At 42.2% G+C, this 20,417-nt stretch carries 20 protein-coding genes; 13 read left to right on the forward strand and 7 right to left on the reverse strand.

The genetic code is table 11. The features are described from left to right. The first annotated feature begins 241 nt into the window (after nucleotides 1-241). The 4 genes from BMY50_RS27160 to BMY50_RS27175 all read left to right on the forward strand — a co-directional run bounded on the left by BMY50_RS27160 (nucleotide 242) and on the right by BMY50_RS27175 (nucleotide 2,563). Nucleotides 242-709 carry a redoxin domain-containing protein gene (locus BMY50_RS27160; RefSeq protein ID WP_093332869.1) on the forward strand — a complete coding sequence of 156 codons (468 nt, stop codon included), beginning with the start codon at nucleotides 242-244 and terminating at the stop codon, nucleotides 707-709. Nucleotides 710-714: 5 nt separating this feature from the next. Next, nucleotides 715-1,230 (forward strand): DsbA family protein, encoded by a 516-nt coding sequence (locus BMY50_RS27165; protein WP_093332871.1) that lies wholly within the window; start codon nucleotides 715-717, stop codon nucleotides 1,228-1,230. 158 nt (nucleotides 1,231-1,388) lie between these two features. Continuing rightward, nucleotides 1,389-1,811 (forward strand): hypothetical protein, encoded by a 423-nt coding sequence (locus tag BMY50_RS27170; protein WP_139202346.1) that lies wholly within the window; start codon nucleotides 1,389-1,391, stop codon nucleotides 1,809-1,811. Between the two features lie 164 nt (nucleotides 1,812-1,975). Then, complete coding sequence (locus BMY50_RS27175) at nucleotides 1,976-2,563, forward strand: 2'-5' RNA ligase family protein (RefSeq protein ID WP_093332875.1); 588 nt, start codon at nucleotides 1,976-1,978, stop codon at nucleotides 2,561-2,563. Nucleotides 2,564-2,678: 115 nt separating this feature from the next. Here BMY50_RS27175 and BMY50_RS27180 read toward each other — a convergent pair whose 3' ends face one another. Beyond that, on the reverse strand, nucleotides 2,679-3,467 hold the full coding sequence (locus BMY50_RS27180; RefSeq protein WP_093332876.1) for a hypothetical protein: 789 nt from the start codon (nucleotides 3,465-3,467) through the stop codon (nucleotides 2,679-2,681). Between the two features lie 290 nt (nucleotides 3,468-3,757). Then, a complete protein-coding gene (locus BMY50_RS28645; protein ID WP_262496967.1) occupies nucleotides 3,758-3,880 on the reverse strand; it encodes a hypothetical protein in 123 nt (40 codons plus the stop codon). A 240-nt stretch (nucleotides 3,881-4,120) separates the two neighbouring features. Between BMY50_RS28645 and BMY50_RS27185 the strand changes: the two genes are divergently transcribed. The 5 genes from BMY50_RS27185 (at nucleotide 4,121) to BMY50_RS27205 (ending at nucleotide 12,427) form a co-directional block, all read left to right on the forward strand. Next, a complete protein-coding gene (locus tag BMY50_RS27185) occupies nucleotides 4,121-4,699 on the forward strand; it encodes an RNA polymerase sigma factor (RefSeq protein WP_093332877.1) in 579 nt (192 codons plus the stop codon). Between the two features lie 92 nt (nucleotides 4,700-4,791). Continuing rightward, the gene (locus BMY50_RS27190; protein ID WP_093332880.1) at nucleotides 4,792-5,976 is read left to right on the forward strand and encodes a FecR domain-containing protein; all 1,185 of its coding nucleotides are present in this window, start codon (nucleotides 4,792-4,794) and stop codon (nucleotides 5,974-5,976) included. 238 nt (nucleotides 5,977-6,214) lie between these two features. Then, a complete protein-coding gene (locus BMY50_RS27195) occupies nucleotides 6,215-9,517 on the forward strand; it encodes a TonB-dependent receptor (protein ID WP_093332916.1) in 3,303 nt (1,100 codons plus the stop codon). Between the two features lie 11 nt (nucleotides 9,518-9,528). Next, nucleotides 9,529-11,043 (forward strand): RagB/SusD family nutrient uptake outer membrane protein, encoded by a 1,515-nt coding sequence (locus tag BMY50_RS27200; protein ID WP_093332882.1) that lies wholly within the window; start codon nucleotides 9,529-9,531, stop codon nucleotides 11,041-11,043. Between the two features lie 19 nt (nucleotides 11,044-11,062). Beyond that, on the forward strand, nucleotides 11,063-12,427 hold the full coding sequence (locus BMY50_RS27205; RefSeq protein WP_093332885.1) for a sulfatase family protein: 1,365 nt from the start codon (nucleotides 11,063-11,065) through the stop codon (nucleotides 12,425-12,427). Between the two features lie 146 nt (nucleotides 12,428-12,573). Here the strand turns inward: BMY50_RS27205 and BMY50_RS27210 are convergent, their stop codons facing one another. The 5 genes from BMY50_RS27210 to BMY50_RS27230 all read right to left on the reverse strand — a co-directional run bounded on the left by BMY50_RS27210 (nucleotide 12,574) and on the right by BMY50_RS27230 (nucleotide 15,697). Further along, the gene (locus BMY50_RS27210; RefSeq protein WP_093332888.1) at nucleotides 12,574-13,071 is read right to left on the reverse strand and encodes a hypothetical protein; all 498 of its coding nucleotides are present in this window, start codon (nucleotides 13,069-13,071) and stop codon (nucleotides 12,574-12,576) included. Between the two features lie 16 nt (nucleotides 13,072-13,087). Then, a complete protein-coding gene (locus tag BMY50_RS27215; RefSeq protein ID WP_093332891.1) occupies nucleotides 13,088-13,780 on the reverse strand; it encodes a hypothetical protein in 693 nt (230 codons plus the stop codon). A 119-nt stretch (nucleotides 13,781-13,899) separates the two neighbouring features. Next, nucleotides 13,900-14,814, reverse strand: coding sequence for a hypothetical protein (locus tag BMY50_RS27220; protein ID WP_139202347.1), 915 nt, complete (start codon nucleotides 14,812-14,814; stop codon nucleotides 13,900-13,902). A gap of 199 nt (nucleotides 14,815-15,013) precedes the next feature. After that, complete coding sequence (locus tag BMY50_RS27225; protein ID WP_093332897.1) at nucleotides 15,014-15,355, reverse strand: hypothetical protein; 342 nt, start codon at nucleotides 15,353-15,355, stop codon at nucleotides 15,014-15,016. 18 nt (nucleotides 15,356-15,373) lie between these two features. Further along, nucleotides 15,374-15,697, reverse strand: a complete 324-nt coding sequence (locus BMY50_RS27230; protein ID WP_093332900.1) for an import component protein — start codon at nucleotides 15,695-15,697, stop codon at nucleotides 15,374-15,376. A gap of 164 nt (nucleotides 15,698-15,861) precedes the next feature. On the opposite strand from BMY50_RS27230, the gene BMY50_RS27235 reads away from it, so the two are divergent. The 4 genes from BMY50_RS27235 to BMY50_RS27250 all read left to right on the forward strand — a co-directional run bounded on the left by BMY50_RS27235 (nucleotide 15,862) and on the right by BMY50_RS27250 (nucleotide 20,306). Next, nucleotides 15,862-17,676: a hypothetical protein gene (locus BMY50_RS27235; protein ID WP_093332903.1), complete on the forward strand. Its 1,815-nt coding sequence runs from the start codon at nucleotides 15,862-15,864 to the stop codon at nucleotides 17,674-17,676. A gap of 304 nt (nucleotides 17,677-17,980) precedes the next feature. Next, nucleotides 17,981-18,664 (forward strand): hypothetical protein, encoded by a 684-nt coding sequence (locus BMY50_RS27240; protein ID WP_093332905.1) that lies wholly within the window; start codon nucleotides 17,981-17,983, stop codon nucleotides 18,662-18,664. Nucleotides 18,665-18,761: 97 nt separating this feature from the next. Then, nucleotides 18,762-19,577, forward strand: a complete 816-nt coding sequence (locus BMY50_RS27245; RefSeq protein WP_093332908.1) for a hypothetical protein — start codon at nucleotides 18,762-18,764, stop codon at nucleotides 19,575-19,577. 165 nt (nucleotides 19,578-19,742) lie between these two features. Next, nucleotides 19,743-20,306, forward strand: a complete 564-nt coding sequence (locus BMY50_RS27250) for a 2'-5' RNA ligase family protein (RefSeq protein WP_093332910.1) — start codon at nucleotides 19,743-19,745, stop codon at nucleotides 20,304-20,306. The last annotated feature ends 111 nt before the right edge of the window (nucleotides 20,307-20,417 follow it).

Consider the following 20,417-nt stretch of genomic DNA (forward strand, 5'->3'; position numbering starts at 1 on the left):
CTATCAGCTTGGTCATTGTCTTAAAATAGCGGATTTGCAAGCTGCCAATTGTTTGCTATACCACCTGCAATGCAAATCACTGCGAGCTAAATTTAAACTGCAGTCTTGCTAGCCCATGCGTACTTTAAAATACTTCATCGATCGATTTCGGTTAAACACCGACGATAGTTACGCATTGAACGAATACTATCAATTCTCCTGCCGCTATGTGCTTAAATTTATCCTATAAAAGATATACACCATGTTGAAGAAAAATGATATTGCGCCAGCTTTCAATCTATATGCGACACCGGATCAAAAAATTAAACTCAATAATTTTACGGGTCAAAATATAGTGTTAGCATTTTATCCAGCGGATTGGAGTCTCATTTGTAGCGATCAAATGGCCCTGTACAACGAAATGTTAAAGTACTTTAAAGAATACGATGCACAACTATTAGGTATATCCGTTGATAGTAAGTGGTGTCATTTAGCTTTTTCACAATCTAGAAATCTCCATTTTCCATTGCTTTCAGATTTTGAGCCCAAGGGAGAGGTTGCAAAGAAATACGGTGTTTATAACGAAGACAAAGGTGTAGCGGAACGCGCGCTTTTCGTTATCAATAAACAGGGTATTATTGAATGGAGCTATTTGTCACCTATGGCGGTAAACCCGGGTGCCGATGGCATATTGGAAACGTTGGAGTCTATTTCGCTTAAATCCATATAAAAAATATGTCAATAAAAATAAGTATTGATCATAAAGATCATATAAAAGGCAATAAAAATGCCCAGTTAGAAATCGTTGAGTTTGGCGACTATCAGTGTCCTTACTGTGCCGCTGCACATCCAATAGTACATGATATCTTACACTTTTTTGGCAATCAGGTAAAGTTTGCTTTTAGGAATTTTCCATTGGCCAAAATTCACGCTTATGCCCATCCTGCTGCACTGGCAGCCGAAGCAGCGGCATTGCAGGGAATGTTCTGGGAGATGCACGATGCTATTTTTGATAACCAAGGATCTTTGAGTGGGGATTTATTTTTACAAATAGCCGCGAAACTCGAGTTGGATCATGAACGCTTTATAAATGATCTTCATTTAGACAACCTCGCACAAAAAATTGAAGATGATTTTGAAACCGGAATGCGTAGTGGCGTGAATGGTACACCCACCTTTTTTGTCGACGGTGAAAAGTTTCATGGAGATGCTACCGATTTATTCGAGCTATTAAAAGAAAATTTTAAATAGGTCTTTCAAAATAAAGAGTTCTGGTCAAAACAAATGTTTTAAGCAAAGCTACGCTTGCTTAAAACATTTGTCTATTACTTAGGCCTAGCAGTAATGAGCAATCCTTTCTCAATACATTGGTTTGCTTAATGTTCAATATTGATTTAACACAGTCGGAAATGAATAATGGAAATAGTAAGGCAATTTTGCTGAAAAAATTAACAATGAGAGAGCATCAAGAAATTTTTCAACTTTCGAAGTTTGGTTTGCTATCCAGTGATTTTTTACAAGAGTTGAAATTAGATGAAAATAAATCTATAGCATTTACACAACGACTTTTATGGCTTAGTAAAGGGCATTACAGCGTTCGGCCCCAAAATCAACCGAAGAAAGTCATTGGTTATACCTTGTTTTACAAATCAGGCAAGTCTTATTATGACGGTCTCTGTCTCTTGCCTGAATATTATTTTCCAAGTGTAATTGATCAAATATATGAACAGCTGCTTGAATTAGCTAAATTTTGTTGTGGTGTAGAGATTGTTAATAAAAGAAGATTTATTTTTTCAGGTAAGTACAAGATGCATATCGGACCAGAAGAATAGTTTGAGTTGGGAATTTCCTGCCTACCGACGGTGGGCAGGCTGAAAGACCAATGGCGCAGCCTGAATATTGATTGGGTCGTCTTCAACGTAATTGTGCTGACACTAAATTTAATTCCATCTATTCAAACGATTTTTCTTATTTTTAGATTTTACCAAGAATAGCTATGGCTACTCAAAACCTGTATTTTGTTGCGATCATACCTCCGCAAAACATAAGAGAGGAAGCTACTGTCATTAAACGCGATTTTGCCGAACACTACAACAGCCATAAAGCGCTGCGTGTAATACCACATATTACGCTGAAAGCCCCCTTTAAATTGTACGCCTCAGCGCATACGCAGTTGCTTAATTGGTTTGGCGAAATCCCTACGTCTATTGATCCTTTCTTGGTCGAGCTGAAGAATTTCGGTGCATTTGCCAATAAAGACAAGCCCGTGATTTTTATAAATCCGGTTGTAAATGATTATTTGATACAATTACAGTCGACCATTATTCATGACTTTGAAAAGCACTATCCACAAATTCGTGTTTCCTTTTTAGAACATCATTTTAAGCCCCATATGACAGTCGCTTATCGCGATCTGGAACTGGATGCGTATGAGCGGGCTTGGGAAGTATATAAAGACAAAGAATATGAGGCTGCATTTGAAGTTAGCGACTTCTGCCTTTTACAGCACGACTCAAAACAATGGAATCTTATCGCGTCCAGGAAACTCAAAGCCGATGCGTCTTTTATCCCAAAATCTTTTTAGCTTTTTGGTGTTATCCAAAATTACCGCCAAAAGCCAATACTTTTTTTAGAATCAACGTCGCTTAATAAGTTGTGAGTTGCCAGTTACGAGTTGGATGTTCGTTGCGGTTACCGCGCTAGTAATTTATTTTCTGTTTGATACGATCGATTAACTGGTTAAATGTTGGATCGTTCGGACGCAATTGATCGAGCCTTTCTGCCCACCGTAGGGCGTCTTTCAATGCAGGGTCACCATTGCTTAATACCATGTCAAACGTATTGCTGGCCTCGTAGAGGTAAACACAGATCTCAGCGGTATAGATTTTTTGTGCGAGAGCTTTGTCTTCGGTAGTAAGTTCAGCGCTATCGATTTCTCCGCTTAAATAGGGTTGCATGACTGCGGTATGGCGTCGTTTGTCTTCTGCCTGTATGCTGTCTGTTGATATGTTCATAATGTTGGCTACATAGTCATAACCTGCTTTTTTAGCTACTGTTGCATCCTTTGCCTTTTGCGCGTAAAATAATTGATATCGGTAGAGACTTTGCTGCTGTTTGGAATTTAGCTGCTGTTTTAGGATCTCCATTTGCTTAAAAATAAGTGGTATATCTACCGTTCTTTCGTCTTCCATGGCTCGGTAAAATGCGTCTGCTGATAAATTAAAGAGTAGAGGAGCTAATTTTTCTTGCCTTGCCTGGTCTACTGAAGGATAGGATTTTAGCAATAAATCAAAAGCAGCCCCTTTGGCGTGGTTGAGGTTGTTGCTGATGAAATCAATGTTGGCAGGTTTTTCGCGCTCGGTACTGGCCTGAGCGTTGAGATAAGCATCAAAGGCCAAGCTGTTGTCAAGGCCTAAATCTTTTTTCTGTATGATATAGGTTTTTAGAAAAGTTAAATCCCGATTGCCTGCTTGAAATTGCTTATCCAAATTGGCTAATACCTGCTCGCGGTTTTTCGCTACGGCCTCATGGCATAGTTGCGAGTTGTGAGTTACGAGCTGCGAGTGCTGGAAATATTAATGGGTAATGCAATAATCAGCTACGGCACGCTTGCTCGACCGACCTCATAAGATGAGCGAAAAAAAAGTTTTGAGTGGGAAGGAGAAATAATATGAAGGAGCGAAGCGGCTACATATTATAGTGGAGGGAAAAACTTTTTAGCGAAGATTATGCAGTCTTGACTTTTGATCCTTTTTGTTAAGAAAAAGGATGATATAAACTACTGTAATAAAGCCTTCCATGACCCCTCAAAGAACTGTATACCATCTGCTGCATTGGAGATGAGGGGAGATAGGAATAAACCAATATAGAGGAGGGTATTTGCGAGAATAGTCTTCATCATTCAATAATTATCAGGTTTAAAAATAGATGCCTCAGTATCTAGCGCAATGATACGAATATAAGAAAAAATTTAGTTTCGTTGTTCGTCATTGGCTGTCTTTGTGAGCAGTTCTTAGTAGTAGCAACCAATAGGGTGAGCTTGTGGCTAAGTAATCGAGCGCTCCGCTAATTTGCATTATTTTATAACTCCTGCTATATTTGTCTGCATCAACTTAATCCCTGGTATACTAGAACCAATTCTATGAATCTCAAAAATGAAGGGCATTTGTTAGGGGCAGTGGCGAGTGGCGATGAAGGAGCCTTTCGTCAACTTTTTGACGCATATCACAACAAATTGGCTTTATTTATCTATAGGCTAACGAAAGATCGCTTACTTACGGATGAGTTGGTTCAGGATGTATTTGTGAAAATCTGGAACAGAAAAGAACACTTATTGAAGATCACCAACTTTGATAGTTATTTATTTGCAATGGCTAAGAATTTAGCGTTGAATGCACTGCGCGATTTGGCAAGGCGATCGGAAAAACATAGATTGTGGGAGGTTGAATATGATGAAGCGGACCTCTCAGAGCAGCAAAAGGAATTTTTTTCTTTGGTAAATGAGGCGATTGATCATCTCCCAACACAACAACGCGAAGTATATCTATTGAGTAAATACGAAAAATACAAACATGAACAGATTGCTCAAAAAATGGATCTCAGCCAGCAAACGGTAAAAAAATATGTACAACGTGCTACACAGCACATCTTAGCGCACCTCCGAAATAAATTTGATGTATTTTTCACGCTGATTATTAGTGTGTTAATTTCTTTTCTATAAAATTCTGCTATCCTATAGCCTCTTTTTTGGGGATTTAGTGTCTTTCTTTCTGAAGGGCAACATAGGCCAATTAGTTTTGTACAACGATCATCATGGAAGACCGGTTTGAGGCTATACGATTACAATTAAAGAATTATTACCGAGGAAATATCACGCCCGAGGAGGAAATGGAATTGATGGCAACATTGAAAACCTTACCAAATGGCGTGCTTAAAGAACTTTTAGCCTCGCTTTGGGATGAAGAGAAGGGGGATGATGTGTTTTACACGCCCAGGGAAAGTGATCATGTTTTTGCGGATATTATGGCGCAAGTGAAGTCTCCAAGGCGCCTTTTGTGGGGAAGGGTAGCGGCTGTCCTTGCTTTTGTTTTTCTCGGGAGTGTTAGTTATTGGTACTTAAATAAGTCTGCAGAGCCATCTGTCCAGTCTCAGGCGATAGCAGAAAAGGATGTTACGTCTGTTATACATCCCGGCGAGGATAAGGCGGTATTCGTTTCGTCAAATGGTGAAGTGCTCAACCTGCAAGATTTGCAGGTGGGGGCATCGCTTAACCAAGATGGAGCTGAATTAAAAAAGGAGGATGATGGAACAATTGTTTATCGTATGGCTGCCTTTGATAAAACGGCCCAACAGGTAAAAAGTTGGCCAACGTTAAGAACGCCTAAAGGAGGACAGTGCCCTTTTCGCCTGCCAGACGGATCGCAGGTATGGTTAAATGCCAATAGTAGTATTTCGTTTGCGCCGGATTTTCCGCAGGGGCTCCGACAGGTTAAAGTAAAGGGGGAGGTATATTTTGAAGTAGCCAAAGATGCGCACGCTCCTTTTGAAGTATTGGTAGCGGAAACCCGGATTCAGGTACTGGGTACACGCTTTAATGTTTCTGCGTATGCGGATGATGCCGCTCTTGTAACAACCTTGTTGGATGGCATTATAAAGGTGCAACATCAAACAGATGAAAGATTGCTAAAGCCCGGACAACAGGCAAGCCTTTCTGCTAGCCGTGAGCTCGTTGTGCAGAATGCAGCGGATCCAAATGCGGCTATCGCCTGGAAAAACGGATTCTTCCAATTTAATGACAGTGACATCGCATCGATTATGCGCCAGGTTGCGCGCTGGTATGACGTGTCTGTTAAATATGAAGGGAATATTCCGTCGAAAAAATTGACAGGGTCAATACCTCGCCATGCAACGCTTAAACAAATGTTGGATGTTTTGGCCTATTCTGGCGTTCATTTTAGTGTGCACGGGCGGGAAATTACTGTCAAAGGCTCTAGCTAATAGCGTTACCGATATATAAATTTAAACTGACAAAGGGGAGGTTACATGTAAAAAGAAACACCTAATTATTGATGATGAAACGTTACAAATACCGGAAAGTGCTCGCTACACTTCCCGGCGCGATGGTCGTTTCCAAATGAGTTAACCAAGTTCACAACCATTATTTACAAATCTAATGAATTATAATCGAAAGATTGGAATCGGGCACCCTTATGGCCTGAAGAAGACTTTATGCGTCATGAAAATAACAACTTTATTATTATTACTCGCTTTAAGCAGTGTAAGCGCAAAAAGTTATAGCCAACTGATCAGTCTTAAGGCCGCGAAGAGCAGCTTAACAACATTGCTTAGGCAGGTTGAGTCGCAGTCAGCCTATCGTTTTGTGTATGATAGATCGGAGTTGGAAGGTATGGACGTTTCGTCAATAAGCCTGAAAAATATACCCATTGCTAAAGTGATGGATCGTTTAACACAAGACGTTCCGATAGATTATGAAATTTTCGGAACAACCGTTGTATTACGCGCAAAGGCTAAACCCCATACTGTTATACAACAGGAAGATCGTGACCTGAGAGGGCTCGTGCTTGATGAGGCGGGTTTACCGCTTGCAGGTGCGAGTGTGGTACTGCAGGGAAGTAAACGAAGTGCTTCCACGGATACAGATGGCAAATTTTTGATTCGAATACCATCAGAAATACCGGCAGTTTTGACAATTAGCTATATAGGCTATATGAGCAAGGATGTCAGTGTAGGCCAGCTGAACGACTTGCGGATTGCCTTAAGCCCGGATCTGGCGCAGCTAGACCAGGTAGTGGTAATTGGCTATGGAACCGCAAAGAAAACGAATCTCACCGGGGCAGTGTCAACAGTTGATTTAAAACGAAATGAAAATGCGCCCGTAACCAATGCCTCCCAGCTATTGCAGGGCGTGGAAGGTGTCTATGTAAACCAACCGGGTGGCCAGCCGGGGCGTGATGTGGCAACGGTGCGGGTGCGGGGGCAAGGAACATTGAATAATAACAACCCCTTGGTTTTGGTAAACGGTGTTGAGTTTCCGATGGATAACGTCAATCCGGCCGATATTGCCAGTGTAACGGTATTGAAAGACGCGGCATCTGCAGCGATTTATGGATCAAGAGCGGCCAATGGCGTTATTTTGATTACAACCAAAAGCGGTGCTGCGGGAGCTTTTCAAATAAACTATGCTAATTATTTTGGTTTTCAGGAAGCAAATTACCTGCCTGATTTCGTGAAAGACCCGATCCAATTTATGCGTCTCCGCAACCAAGCTCAAATCAATGAAGGTCGTGCTGTAGTAGACTATTCGGATGAGTTGATAGAGGAGTATCAAGCTGGTATGAAAAGCGATCCCCTGACTTATCCGAATAACGATTGGTTTAAAATTATATTCGGCAAGGGCGCGGTGCAGAATCATGGCTTTCAGTTTTCTGGAGGAACCGACAAGCTTACTCATTTGCTTTCGCTCAATTATCTTTCTCAAAAGGGGGCGGTGATGGGAACAGACGCGAAACGCTATTCCTTGAATTACAGTACACAGGCCCAGCTTACCAACCGTATTAAAGTGGGAGGGGTGGTGAATATCAATTACAAGGATTTCAATGAACCAACGGCAGGTGTTGGTAATTTAATGGAAATGACATTTAAAGCGCAGGCTTTTCATCCAACCTATCTGGCGGATGGTCGTTATGCCAATACCTTCATTCGTACGCCTGGCCATAATATCTATCGGCATCCCCTGGTATTGGCTAATGAGGGAGAAAATAATACGGTACAGCAAAGGGGGCTGGTGAATATATTTGCCGAGGTGCAGCTTCCGTTTGATATTACTTATAAAATCAATGGTGCCATTAATAAGGCGGATGATGAGGTGACCAAATTTGTGCCCGACGCATTTGTTTACCAGGTTAAAACGGGTGAGGCACAGCGGGTACCTTATGATGGCGGCAACCCCTCTAACCGGGGATTGCGGAAGACGAGCCTGGGCACACTGAATACCACCTTGTTCCAGACCTTGAACTGGTCGCGCAGCTTTGCAGAGAAACACCAGGTAAATGCGTTGTTAGGCTACAGTAGAGAGCATTTTTCCGATGGAAATTTCTTTGCCCAAAATGAGGGGTATCTGGGTAACGATTTGTATGAGCTGAATGCGGGTTCTTCAAATCCGCTGGTAGGTGGTACCTCAACAGAAGCGAAAATGATATCATATTTTGGTCGCTTCAATTATAATTACAAGGAGAAATACCTGCTTGAAGCAAATTTCAGGTACGATGGGTCTTCCCGTTTTGCTAAAGGCAATCAATGGGGATTCTTTCCTTCCTTCTCTGCGGGATGGCGGCTTAACACAGAGCCTTTTTTAAAGGATACTGATTGGTTGAATGAACTGAAACTGCGTGCTTCCTATGGGCAGCTGGGTAACGAGCGGATCGAGCTTTTTCGTTATGTGAATCTGATTGCGCTGGGCGCTGATTATCCTTTTGGATCAACAGTGTCTTCCGGTGCGGCGGTGTTAAATTATAATGATCCTAATATAACCTGGGAAACGACTACCATGGCGAATATCGGCGTGGATGCAGCATTGTTTGACAACAAGTTGTCGGTTACGGTAGAAGCTTTCCGTAAGCGTACATCCGATATTTTACAGACAGTGATACTTCCTCAGCAGGTAGGTTCATTGGGAGGGCCAATACAGAATATCGGTACCGTAGATAATAACGGAGTGGAGCTGGTATTGGGTTACCAGCATAAATTGGGGGATGTAGGGATGCAGCTCAACGGTAGTGTTACTTATGTTAAAAATAAGGTGGTAGACCTTGGGGGGCAGGTCATCTATAGTGGAAGACGGATCATTAGGGAAGGATCACCAATCAATTCCTACTACCTTATTCATGCCAATGGTATTTTCCAGACGGAGGAAGAAATTGCTAACAGCCCTTTTCAAACAAATAATACGAAACCGGGGTACCTGAAATATGAAGACGCAAATGGAGATGGGTTCATTTCTGAATCGGATCGTAAAATTTCCGGATCGAATATTCCGAAGCTGACGTATCAGTTCAATCTGAATTTCAATTATCGCAACTTCTCCTTGAATAGCTTTTTTCAGGGAGTAGGAAGTGTGTATACCTACGCGGAGAATATTGGAGCAATGCCCTTCTGGTTCGGTACTTCGGTACCTAGAAAATGGGTGACGGATGCTTGGACACCAGAAAATAGAGATGCATCGCTGCCGATACTGACCACCTTTGAAGGGAGCCAGACTGAAAATTTTAGGAGCTCCGACTTTTGGTTGAGGAATGTGGCCTATCTAAGGCTCAAAAATTTGCAGTTTGCTTATGATTTTCCTACTGAATGGGTAAATAAGTTGGGGCTTAGTAAGTTTAGAATATTTGTAAACGCTCAAAACCTATTTACTTTTAGCGGAATGAAGGATTTTGATCCGGAGAAAAATCTGGACGGCTCTACCTTTTATGAATACCCTACAGTAAAAACCTATACGGCAGGCCTTAACTTAACTTTTTAAAGAAAAGCGTTATGAAATCTATATATCAATTAATAATGGGGCTATGGACCTGCTTCTTTTGGGTGGCTTGCTCAAATGACCTTACCATTAACCCCAGTGATCAGTACAGTGAAAATACTTTTTGGAAGAGCAGTGAAGAGGCAATGGCTGCGCTAACGGGTTGTTACCGCGTCTTGCAGGATGGGGCCGGTAGTACCTGGTTCCTGGAAACAGACATGATTACGCCGAATGGATTGGCCTATAATGAGTCAAATGGTACAGACGCCATTGCGCGTGGTGTGCACAATTCATTGACCGGGTTGATCGTAAGTAGGTGGGAGGTTGCTTATCGGGGTATTGGCAGAACGAACACTTTTTTGAGTAAGATATCGGATGTGGCGATGGATGAACAATTGAAAAGCAGAACGCTTGGTGAGGCTAAATTTCTGCGGGGACTATATTACTTCTATTTAGTGGATTGTTTTGGTGGTGTGCCTTTGATTGTCTCAGCACCTGACCCTGAAACGCAATCACAACAACCGAGAAATACCAAGGAAGAAGTGGTTGCACAAATGCTACAAGATCTGGCAGAGGCTGCAGAAGTGCTCCCGGCAACATATACTGCTGCCGCAGATCAGGGCAGGGCTACCCGGGGTGCTGCTTTGGCCTTACGCGCCCGTATCTTATTGTATAATGAACGTTGGAGAGAAGCGGCAGAAGAAGCGAAGAAGGTGATGGACTTAGGTGTGTATAGCTTGTTTGATAATTACAGGGCGCTGTTTATGCTTGAGAATGAAGAAAATCAGGAAGTTATTTTTAATGTGTCGTATCAGCTTCCGCGCTTTCCCAATAATTTTGATCATGATATTTTTATGTTGAACCGGCCAGCTCCGACGAAAGATCTAGTAGATGCCTATCTGATGAAAGATGGTGAGCCAATTACGACATCTACGCAGTTTAATCCCGCTCGTCCTTATGAAAATAGGGATCCGCGGCTCTTGCAAACGGTCAATTGTATCGGTTACCCCTATAATGGACAGATTACTACACCGGGCAGGGTGGTAACAACCGGATTTGGACTTAAGAAATATACTTCCTATCCAGATAATGAGACAATTGCCATTGTGAGTCCAAATAGTTCACAGATTAATCCTATCTTGATTCGTTATGCGGAGGTGCTGCTAACTTATGCGGAGGCGCAAAATGAAGCAAGTGGTCCGGATGCCTCGGTATACACTGCTTTGAATAGCCTTCGGCAGCGGCCATCCGTTGCCATGCCAACAGTTGAGGCAGGCTTAGATCAGGAAGGGATGCGTGAGGTGATCCGACGTGAAAGGCGTGTTGAATTGGCCTTCGAGGGGATCTACTATTCGGATATTAAGCGTTGGCGGATCGCAGAGAAAGTTAACAATGGGCCGGTGTATAATCATGAAGGCGCAGTGGTGAGCCAAAGAACGTTTGATGCTGGCCGCGATTATTTATGGCCCATACCGGCCGATCAGGTACAGCTGAATCCAACGCTTGAACAGAATCCTAACTGGTATTAAACAAATAAATTTTAGCAAGATGAAGTTACACACAGGTATTTATGTAATAGGACTGGTTTTTTTATTTATAACTGCCAGGGCACAAGGCCCTGCTAAAGGTGATAAGCCCAATGTTATTTTGATATATTCGGACGATCAAGGCTGGGCAGACCTTGGTTCTTATGGCGCCACGGATTTGCTGACCCCTACTTTGGATAGCTTAGCGTTGAGGGGCACGCGCTTTACGCAGTTTTATGCTGCCTCGCCGATCTGTTCACCCTCCAGGGCATCGATGCTCACCGGGCGTTATCCCCAACGGGCAGGCCTACCAGAGATGGCTTCTTCAAAGGAAGGGGTAGAGGGGATGCCTGCAGAGCAGTATACCATGGGCGAATTGTTCCAAGATGCCGGTTATGCTACGGCGCATATCGGTAAATGGCATGTGGGTTATACACCCCAAACCATGCCAAACGCCCAAGGTTTTGATTATTCCTTTGGTTTTATGGGAGGATGTATTGATAATTATTCGCATTTCTTCTACTGGGCAGGACCTAATCGGCATGACCTTTGGCGAAATGGAAAGGAGATTGATGAATCAGGCCGTTTTTTTCCGGATCTAATGGTAGAGGAGGCCGGTGCTTTTCTGGAGAATAATAAGACGAATCCATTTTTTCTGTACTTTGCTATCAATATCCCGCACTATCCTTTGCAAGGAGAGAAGAAATGGCTTGATTACTACCGAGAAAAGGGTGTAGCCTCACCAAGGGATAAATATGCTGCCTTTATTTCCACCATGGATGAAAAGATAGCGATGCTGCTTGCTAAACTGAAGGCCTTGGGTTTGTCAGAAAATACGATCGTTATTTTTCAGCCTGATCAAGGTTTTTCGGAGGAAGAGCGTACGTTTGGCGGTGGCGGCTCGGCCGGAATTTACCGCGGATCAAAATTTAGCTTGTTGGAGGGAGGGGTTCGTGTTCCGGCTATTATCAGCTGGCCTGGACATATTCCGGAAAACGAAGTGCGGGATCAGCTGGCGGCTAATATAGACTGGTATCCAACACTGGCCGAGTATTGTCAAATACCTTTGCCTGAACGGAAAATTGATGGGAAGAGTTTAGTGAAGGTCATTAACGGAAAACATGAACCATCGGCACATGAGGCTTTTTATTGGCAAAGTGGCGGAAGTAAGGACGATCCTCAGTGGGCAGTAAGGCAAGGCGACTGGAAATTATTGCACAATCCGATGCAAGTGGCACCACAGGAGCTGGATAAGCAGAAATACATGCTCATCAATCTTGCTGAGGATCCTTCCGAAAAAAGAAATGTATCACAGAAGTATCCCGATAAAGTGTTGGCGTTAAAGGCACTGCACCAACGGTGGTTAAAAGAGGTCTATCATCAATAAATAAAAACACCCGGATAGCAATCTGCACTATCCGGGCGTTTCTGTTTTATTTCCGTATTTCCACTTTTAAGACCTCTTCAACTCTCCTTCAGCCCGCACTATGTACTCTCATTTGTTCAAAAAAGGAATCAAGGGGTGAGGGTCGGTTAGGGTTTAGTCTGCGTCTCTTCTCTCTTTCTGACATACGTGCAATAAGCATTCCATCCCGCATCATAATGATCTTCGATATACCATTCCAGGCGCAATCTGGTGATGGTTTGATTGTTGAATTTGGATGAAGGATATTTGTCTCCCGCAATTAGCGACATAGATTGGTTGCTTTGGTTGGCTAGCCACATCACGAATGCTGCTTCATTATCAAAAGTCACCAAAATAGGGTAAGGTCCCATACCGTCATTTACTTCACCAAGGACAAATTTTTCTTCAAAAAAATACAGACCGATGCCACAATAATCCCGGTGTGCGAAATGAAGACCGTTACCAGAATAATAGCCACCATTCGATTTTACGGGATTATTCATTAACTTTCGGGTCACCTTTCGGGCAAGGAGCTCTCCATAAGGTCGGTTATCCAAACCCTTGTAAATGTTCAATTCCTTATCGGTAAGCATTTCGGTCGATATGATTGGGGTATTCAGTTCCATTAGAGTTGATAATTGATTAATCTTTTTTCTCCTGGGCAGTAAACTCAATAAGCCCATCTTCTGAAATAAACTGTTTTGTATACGGCTCCAGCTCTTTTGCTTTTACCGCGCTTGTTTCCTCCTCAAAATCGGTGCTATTCATTGCTTCCTTAGGTTTGGCAGTATCACTCATTTCTACACTTCTGGCAATGTAGTACGTGTCATTTTCAATGCTTACTAACTTAAACCAGCCAAAGCCTCCTTTGCTTCCCACAAAATTGCCCTTTTCTTTATAGAGGCGATAGTTTCCAAAATAAATATCACCTTCATGTACGGTTGCCAATGCTGCCATTTTCTGCTTATAGGCTTCTTTCTGGGCCGGTAGGGTAACTGCTTCATAGACGGCATAACCAATTAAGTAAATAGCGAGTAATAAAACAGGCCAACCGAGGAATGTGATTTTAAATCCTCCTTTTAATAGGGTTACCTTTGCCAATTCGTTCCTCGCCAATTTCTCCATTTCGGGCGACCATTTTCGTTTAGGGATACGCGTTCCGGTTGATGTTTCCAAATATTCACCAATAGCTTTTTTACCCTTTAGCACAAAAAACACCGTTCTGCTTTCTAGTTGGTACAGATAGAGCGTCATCGGGTTACCCACTTTTTTGGGATTCTCCAAATGAGATGCGTCAATTTGATTTATTCCTATTTTAGTTATTCTGATCCACATAGTTTATTGTTTTATGGTAAAATGATATTGTTAAACTGAAACGGATGCTCTTTTACAGCGTTTTCGTTTTGTTTAAAAAAATCATTGTTTTACATGTTGTGTTTGCATAGTTTTTTGTGTTAAAGCATGCGCACTCTAACATGTCGCAGTATCCTGTGAATTATTGCTTTGGCTTCATCGCCGCCAGCTTGTGGGTATTCGTAATGTAATGTTAAGAATTTGCCCGATTTAAAGTACGTTTGTGCTATGCCTTTTACCTTCCCACCTGTTTCTTGCTCGTCGTAATACACACGCTGCCCGTTTGCCTCGTAGGCTGATAGGTTTTGATGTGTGGCGTCAAATGCATCCCGATCGGCATAGGTGTCTTTCACTACAGTAAATAGCTCCACCTTACCCGTTGGCGTATCATAGCTAAAGTAATGGTCACCTTTTATTGCCGTACGTGCCTCCCGGAACGGCGTATCTTTGATTTTGAGTGAAACCCGATGCAACAAGTACGGTTCCTCCATGTAAAGGCCTACAAACGGATTCTTCCAAAATGTTTCCTGCGTATCGACTGGTTGCAATTGCTGCGTCGTAGCTTGTTGCCACTCTCTGACGTGTAGCCCCAGTTTCTCGTTTACCGTGTTGAGTTTAACCAATGTGGCCAATGTATCTGAAGCTCGGAGCGGGATTGCTACTTCAAAAATGAGCTTATCCCTTTGGTAAAATCCCAATAGGTAATGCCTACTCGATGTTCTCGCCCAATAGACCCCCGTTTTATAAGCAGCCGTGTTGGCAAAGACCGACGTTTCGGTCAGTGCAGCATCGTGACTCCCCATGGCCGCATTTACTCCGTCAAATATGACGTTCCCGCTTTTGCTGTAGTATTGATCCAGGAAAACTTCCTGTTCATCATATAGCAGCGTGGCATTGACGAATAGATCGCCCCAATCTGGATCTTGATACAAAACCGTCTCTTGCTGATAGACCGGATTGTCCGGGTCGTTGTGAGTATATTGAAGTTCGCCCACAGCATTATGGTAGCGGCCCATGAACGGAAATACTTGCTGCGCGTTTGTAAACACCGTTTTGTCGTTATCACTTTGCAACAGTTCGTCGGAAAACGGTACATTTCGTAGCCACGTGCCGAGGTCTTTTCCAGTGAGCTGTGCGATATCCGCCGGCCATTCAAAATTCCGTGTACCGGGACTGCAACTCGTCAGAACGAACATGAGCAGTAATTTAACTAGTCTATTGATCAATATTGCCACTTTGGATTTCGTTGAGCAGGATCTCTGTATAATTTTCGCTGAATTGCAAGGCCATAAGAAAATAGGTATTGCCAGTTTCTTCGTAATGTCCTTTTGCACCAAAATAGGCGTTTTTTACCAGCTCTTCCACCAGGCTACCGTTGTTTGCTGTTGGATAAACGGGAATGGCTGTCACTGTTGGTTTATTGTACATATTCCGACTCTTCCAACAGGTGAGCCAATCGTTGTCTACCGGATCCGCTTCTGGACGGTCGTTGAAAAACTGTATCAGCCGCTCCTTACGGATCTGTATAATGACGTATAATGAGCTTAGTTCTGACATACTTACGGATAGATTGGGTTACTGGATAAAGGAAAATTTATCTTCAAAAAAGCCGCCTATTAACGGTAACGGTTTTTTGATTTCATTGACTACATGGATAATGCCCAATATCATGAGGATGAGAAAGACAACCCCAACGTAGCCAATGATTTGCCCAATACCGGGAGCTATGGAAATAACAATCGTCACCACCAGGTTGTACAGTATGGCAACAACGAGCAAGCCAAGCCCCTGCTTGAGGTGGTAGATACTATTGGCGTCGCGATGATCTTTACCGCCAAAATAAGCCACGAGCCATAAAATGCCCAGATAACTTAAAATGGATTGTGTTTTTGCATTCATGATTTAATGATTTTTGAAGCAAAAGTGTATATAAAGATTGGCAAATAAACTGATTTAAAGCTAACAAAGTATCTACAACCACTAGTTGTTGTATATACAAAATATCAACAGATTTGCTCATAGGTTTATAATTTTTCTTAGATTCATCTCATATTTGCGCAATAATGGCTGTTTTTAGAATTATATTGACAACGATTTTAAGTATGACAGTGGGCATGGAAGTGTTACGCTGCCAATCTATTGATCCACAAACCATAAAGATTGTTGCAGAAGCGGAAGCGCTGCAATTGAATGGTCAGCCCGAACAGGCCTTACAGGTAATTACAAAGGGTCTGCAACAGATAGCGAATAAACCAGACAACCTTGCCTACCTCTATGCCCATCAGAGTGGGTTGTATGTTTCTGTCGACAGCCTGGTATTGGGCAAAAAGGCGCTGGATAAATGTATTGAACATGCGCGAACCTCCCAGAGCCCGGAAGCTAAAGCTGTATCGCAACGCGCAAAAGCTTTTATGTACCTTCGGCTCGGCCAACCTGATGAAGCTGTCGAGGCAGCCATGGAAGGCCTCGGATTGCTGAAACAGCGTGCTCACAATGAAAAAATAGGATACCACCTCAACTATTTACTGTATAGGGTGTACAGTGGCTGGGGCGATTTCGAAAAAATGGAAAAGTACATTTTGACCTGTGAGCGTTATGCTGCCCAATTGGATAATAAGAACCTTCTGGTAAACGCTTTTAATGGTCATGCAAGTATGTACCTGACTAAATGGCGATCTACTAAGCAACAGGCATACGCCGATAGCTCGTTCCAGTACTTGCTGAAATCCCTTGCTGTGCACCAGCAGGATTCCAAAGATGTGGCTGTTAACAATTTTGTGATTACTTGTGTGAACATTGCTAATCATTTTCTTGAATATGCAGACAATAGCCTCGACCAACGGAAGAAACAGGCGTTTGCATACCTGGATAGTGCAGTATACGCACTCCGGCTGTCTGATTCCCATTCATCCCATTGGATCAATATTATGGGCATCAAGGCTGGCTTTGCCTTACAGGAAAATAACTTTTCGGTTGCCGAAGCGTATCTCTTGGAAGGTCTTGCCAAAATAGCTGACGACCAACAGCCGAATCGAAGTGCTGAAATGAATGCTTACCAACACCTCGCAGCAATTGCTTCCAAGAAAAAAGATTTCCAATCTGCGCTGAATTACCAGCGTAAAGCAACGAGTATCCAGCAAAAAATATTTGATCAGCGTCAGATTTTTAACGCTCAAAAATTGGAAGTGCAGTACGAAACAGAAAAGAAAAACCGCGAGATGGCGGTGTTGAAAGAACGGTCAGAAACACGCCGACGACAAAACTATCTCTATGGGACCTTAGCTGCTGTATCGCTATTGGGCTTGGTCTTTATGTTCCTGTCTTACCATTTTAAGCTGCGTTATTCTGTTGAGCGCGAAGAAAAACTGGCTAAAGAAAAAGAGGAAACCGAACGGAACGCGCGTATGCAAGTGCAATTGGAAAAAGAAGAACAAGCCCGACTGAAAGCCGAGCAGGAGCTTTTAGAGCTCAGGCAACAGCAGCTCCAAAAGGAGGTGATGGCCAACAACCTGATGATCGACCATAAGAATGAGATGCTGAAGCGTATCCAATCGGAGATTGTAGCGGGTGATCGCAAACAGCTACAAAAACTATTGAAGAAGGAGGCTTTGGTGAATATCGATTTCGAGGAAACCAGATCGCACATTCAACAGTTGCATCCAGGTTTTTTTAGCCAGCTGACGGAAAAAGCGGTGCAAAGGCTAACACCACTAGATCTCAAATATTGTTCCTATATCCATTTGAAGATGTCTAGCCAACAGATTGCTCAGCTACTACACGTTGAAGCGCAAAGTGTACGCATGTTTAAATACCGACTGAAACGGAAGTTCGGACTGCCGAAAGCAACGAGTTTAGAAGTCTTTTTGCAGGAGATATAGATACTTTGTATATACAAAAAAATTGGCAAGTAGATATTTTGTAAAGCACCAAAATAAGACCGGTTCATCTTTTCTGTTCACTTTTGTAATCAAGAATCAAACACCTATCAGGATAATTATATTGCCCACCGAGGGGGAGCTAAACAGGCTTCACGCATATACTCTTTGGTGAAAAAATGTACCGCCCAAAGATGTAATATCCGGCGAGGCTATACCCGATGCATGGACGAGGGAACAGCAGCTGAAATGTAGCAAACCTGACATTTTGATTAGGGCAGTACCATATGGATAAAATTAATGGACGATGACGTTAAAAAGTAGTCTAATATTTCTCTTTTGTATAACCGCTCAACTTGTTTTTTTGCGAGATTTCAACCTCTTTTTACAGCACATCGAAGAACAACGATTAAAGGGCGATAATGCGTTCAATGGTATCAAGATAGACGGAAACCACCTAATAAAATTAAAGGAAATCAGGGCCATAGACGATATAGGAAAGTTGCTATGTGGACGGGTGGTACTGCGTAATTTTTTACAGCAAAAAGGAGCGAATTTGTTAGCAAGTAGCTATCCTGAAATTGAATTGATTTTCTTAGGGACAAACAGTCTGGATCTCGAAAAAGAAATAGACAAGATGATGGATACTGAAGTGGAAAAACGTAAGAAAAAAGGTCCGATAAAGGAAGAAGAGCAAAAGGAAATTGACGATGCGCGTAAATTCCTCAAGGATATGTTCAGTTTAAAGGATAACAGATCGGATTACGCAGTAGCCTTTCAATTGAATAAAGAGCCGGAAATCTTTTTCCGTTTCACTATTTATAATGGCGAAGACAAAGTAATCAGTAATGGCCATTCTTCTTTTATGAATATTTATCAAGTTCATTTACTCGAACGGCCTACCGAGCAATGTTATATAGAGATCGTTATGGAAAATGAAAATTCCGTAAAGAAGCTTAAGTCTAAAATGGAGGATATTGTTTTACCTTAAAACGTGCGTTCATAAAGAATAGTCGAACTCGGGTTTGAAAACCATAGATGATGCGGATTAGCATATCGAACCGATAGGACCTTTAAAGAAATAAAAAATGTTTATATTTTTCGGAATAAGAGCATCACCGATTAAAACCAGAAAAGTGGAGGGAAATACTACCTGTCCCTATTGTCAAAGTAAAGGCAGTTTTGCAGCAACCACTTTCGGAAAATACTTTCATATACTTTGGATTCCATTCCTTCCTTTACCCAAAATGACCATATTGGAATGTGCCCATTGTAAAAAAACTTACACAATAAAGGAACTTCCCCAGGAGATCGGGCAGGCCCTGAACAAAACCGATGCGTTAAAGCCCCCAAAACGACCCCTTTGGCAAGGTTGCGGTTGTTTAATCCTGGCGGCAATAGGCTTGATCATCGTGGTGCTTTCCATCGCAAGCGGCCTCTTTTGGCGCAATAAAGAGGTGAACGACGTGATCGACGTACGTAGCACCTACCTGCATGCCGATATCGAAAAAGCGACCATGTACCCTGATAAGGATATGGATTCTATTTCATATAAGCTGAAAAAATGTATAGATTATAATGTGGAAGGGATAAACACTGAAAAAATAGGATATTATTCAAAGCTGGACCATAACAAACTGCTGATTTTATTGCAGGTGAACGATTTAAGGAAAACTGAAGCGGCTTCGAGAAAGGAACTCGTTTTTGCGATAGAAGATTGTCTTGCCTCTTTTTTGGAAACAAAAGGTTATCAAGTTTATATCGGCGTAAACGGCAAATGGAATATGGTACTGGTGAAAACGCCTGTGGGCGAAAGCTTGGGAGGCAAATTTGCCAAAAGTAATATGCTCTTGCCATTTTATGGCGAAAAACCAATATTCAAGCAGCATTCCATTAAAAGGTGAAAAGAATCGTTTATCAGGAACAATGAAGTGAATTATGATAGGAAGAAGTTCATTTCTGTATTGAAAGTTATAGAGGACATTCAAGTACTTCAAAATGCTGATACTAAATTTAATTCCATCTATTCAAACGATTTTTTTTATTTTTAGGTTTTACCAAGAATAGCTATGGCTGCTCAAAACCTGTATTTTGTTGCGATCATACCTCCCCAAAACATAAGAGAGGAAGTCACGGCCATTAAACGCGATTTTGCCGAACACTACAACAGCCATAAAGCGCTACGTGTAATACCGCATATTACACTGAAAGCACCCTTTAAACTGTACGCCTCAGCACATACACAGTTGCTTAATTGGTTTGGCGAAATCCCTGCTGCTATTGATCCTTTCATGATCGAGCTAAAGAATTTCGGTGCATTTGCCAATAAAGACAAGCCCGTGATTTTTATAAATCCAGTTGTAAATGATTATTTGATACAATTACAGTCGACCATTATTCACGACTTTGAAAAACACTATCCCCAAATTCCTGTTTCCTTTTTGGAACATCATTTTAAGCCCCATATGACAATTGCTTATCGCGACCTGGAACCAGATGCATATGAGCGGGCTTGGGAAATATATAAAGACAAAGAATACACAGCTGCATTTGAAGTTAGCGACTTCTGCCTTTTACAACACGACTCAAAACAATGGAGTCTTATCGCGTCCAAGAAACTCAACGCCGAATGAAAAGAAAAAAAAGTAATTTCTTAATGATCTTATTTGCTTGCTGTGGTTTAACGGTCATGGCACAGCCAAGCCAAAAGACAAAAAAACCTAATGTTATCCTCATCTATTCAG

The sequence above is a fragment of the Olivibacter domesticus genome (assembly GCF_900109575.1).
Taxonomy (GTDB): domain Bacteria; phylum Bacteroidota; class Bacteroidia; order Sphingobacteriales; family Sphingobacteriaceae; genus Olivibacter; species Olivibacter domesticus.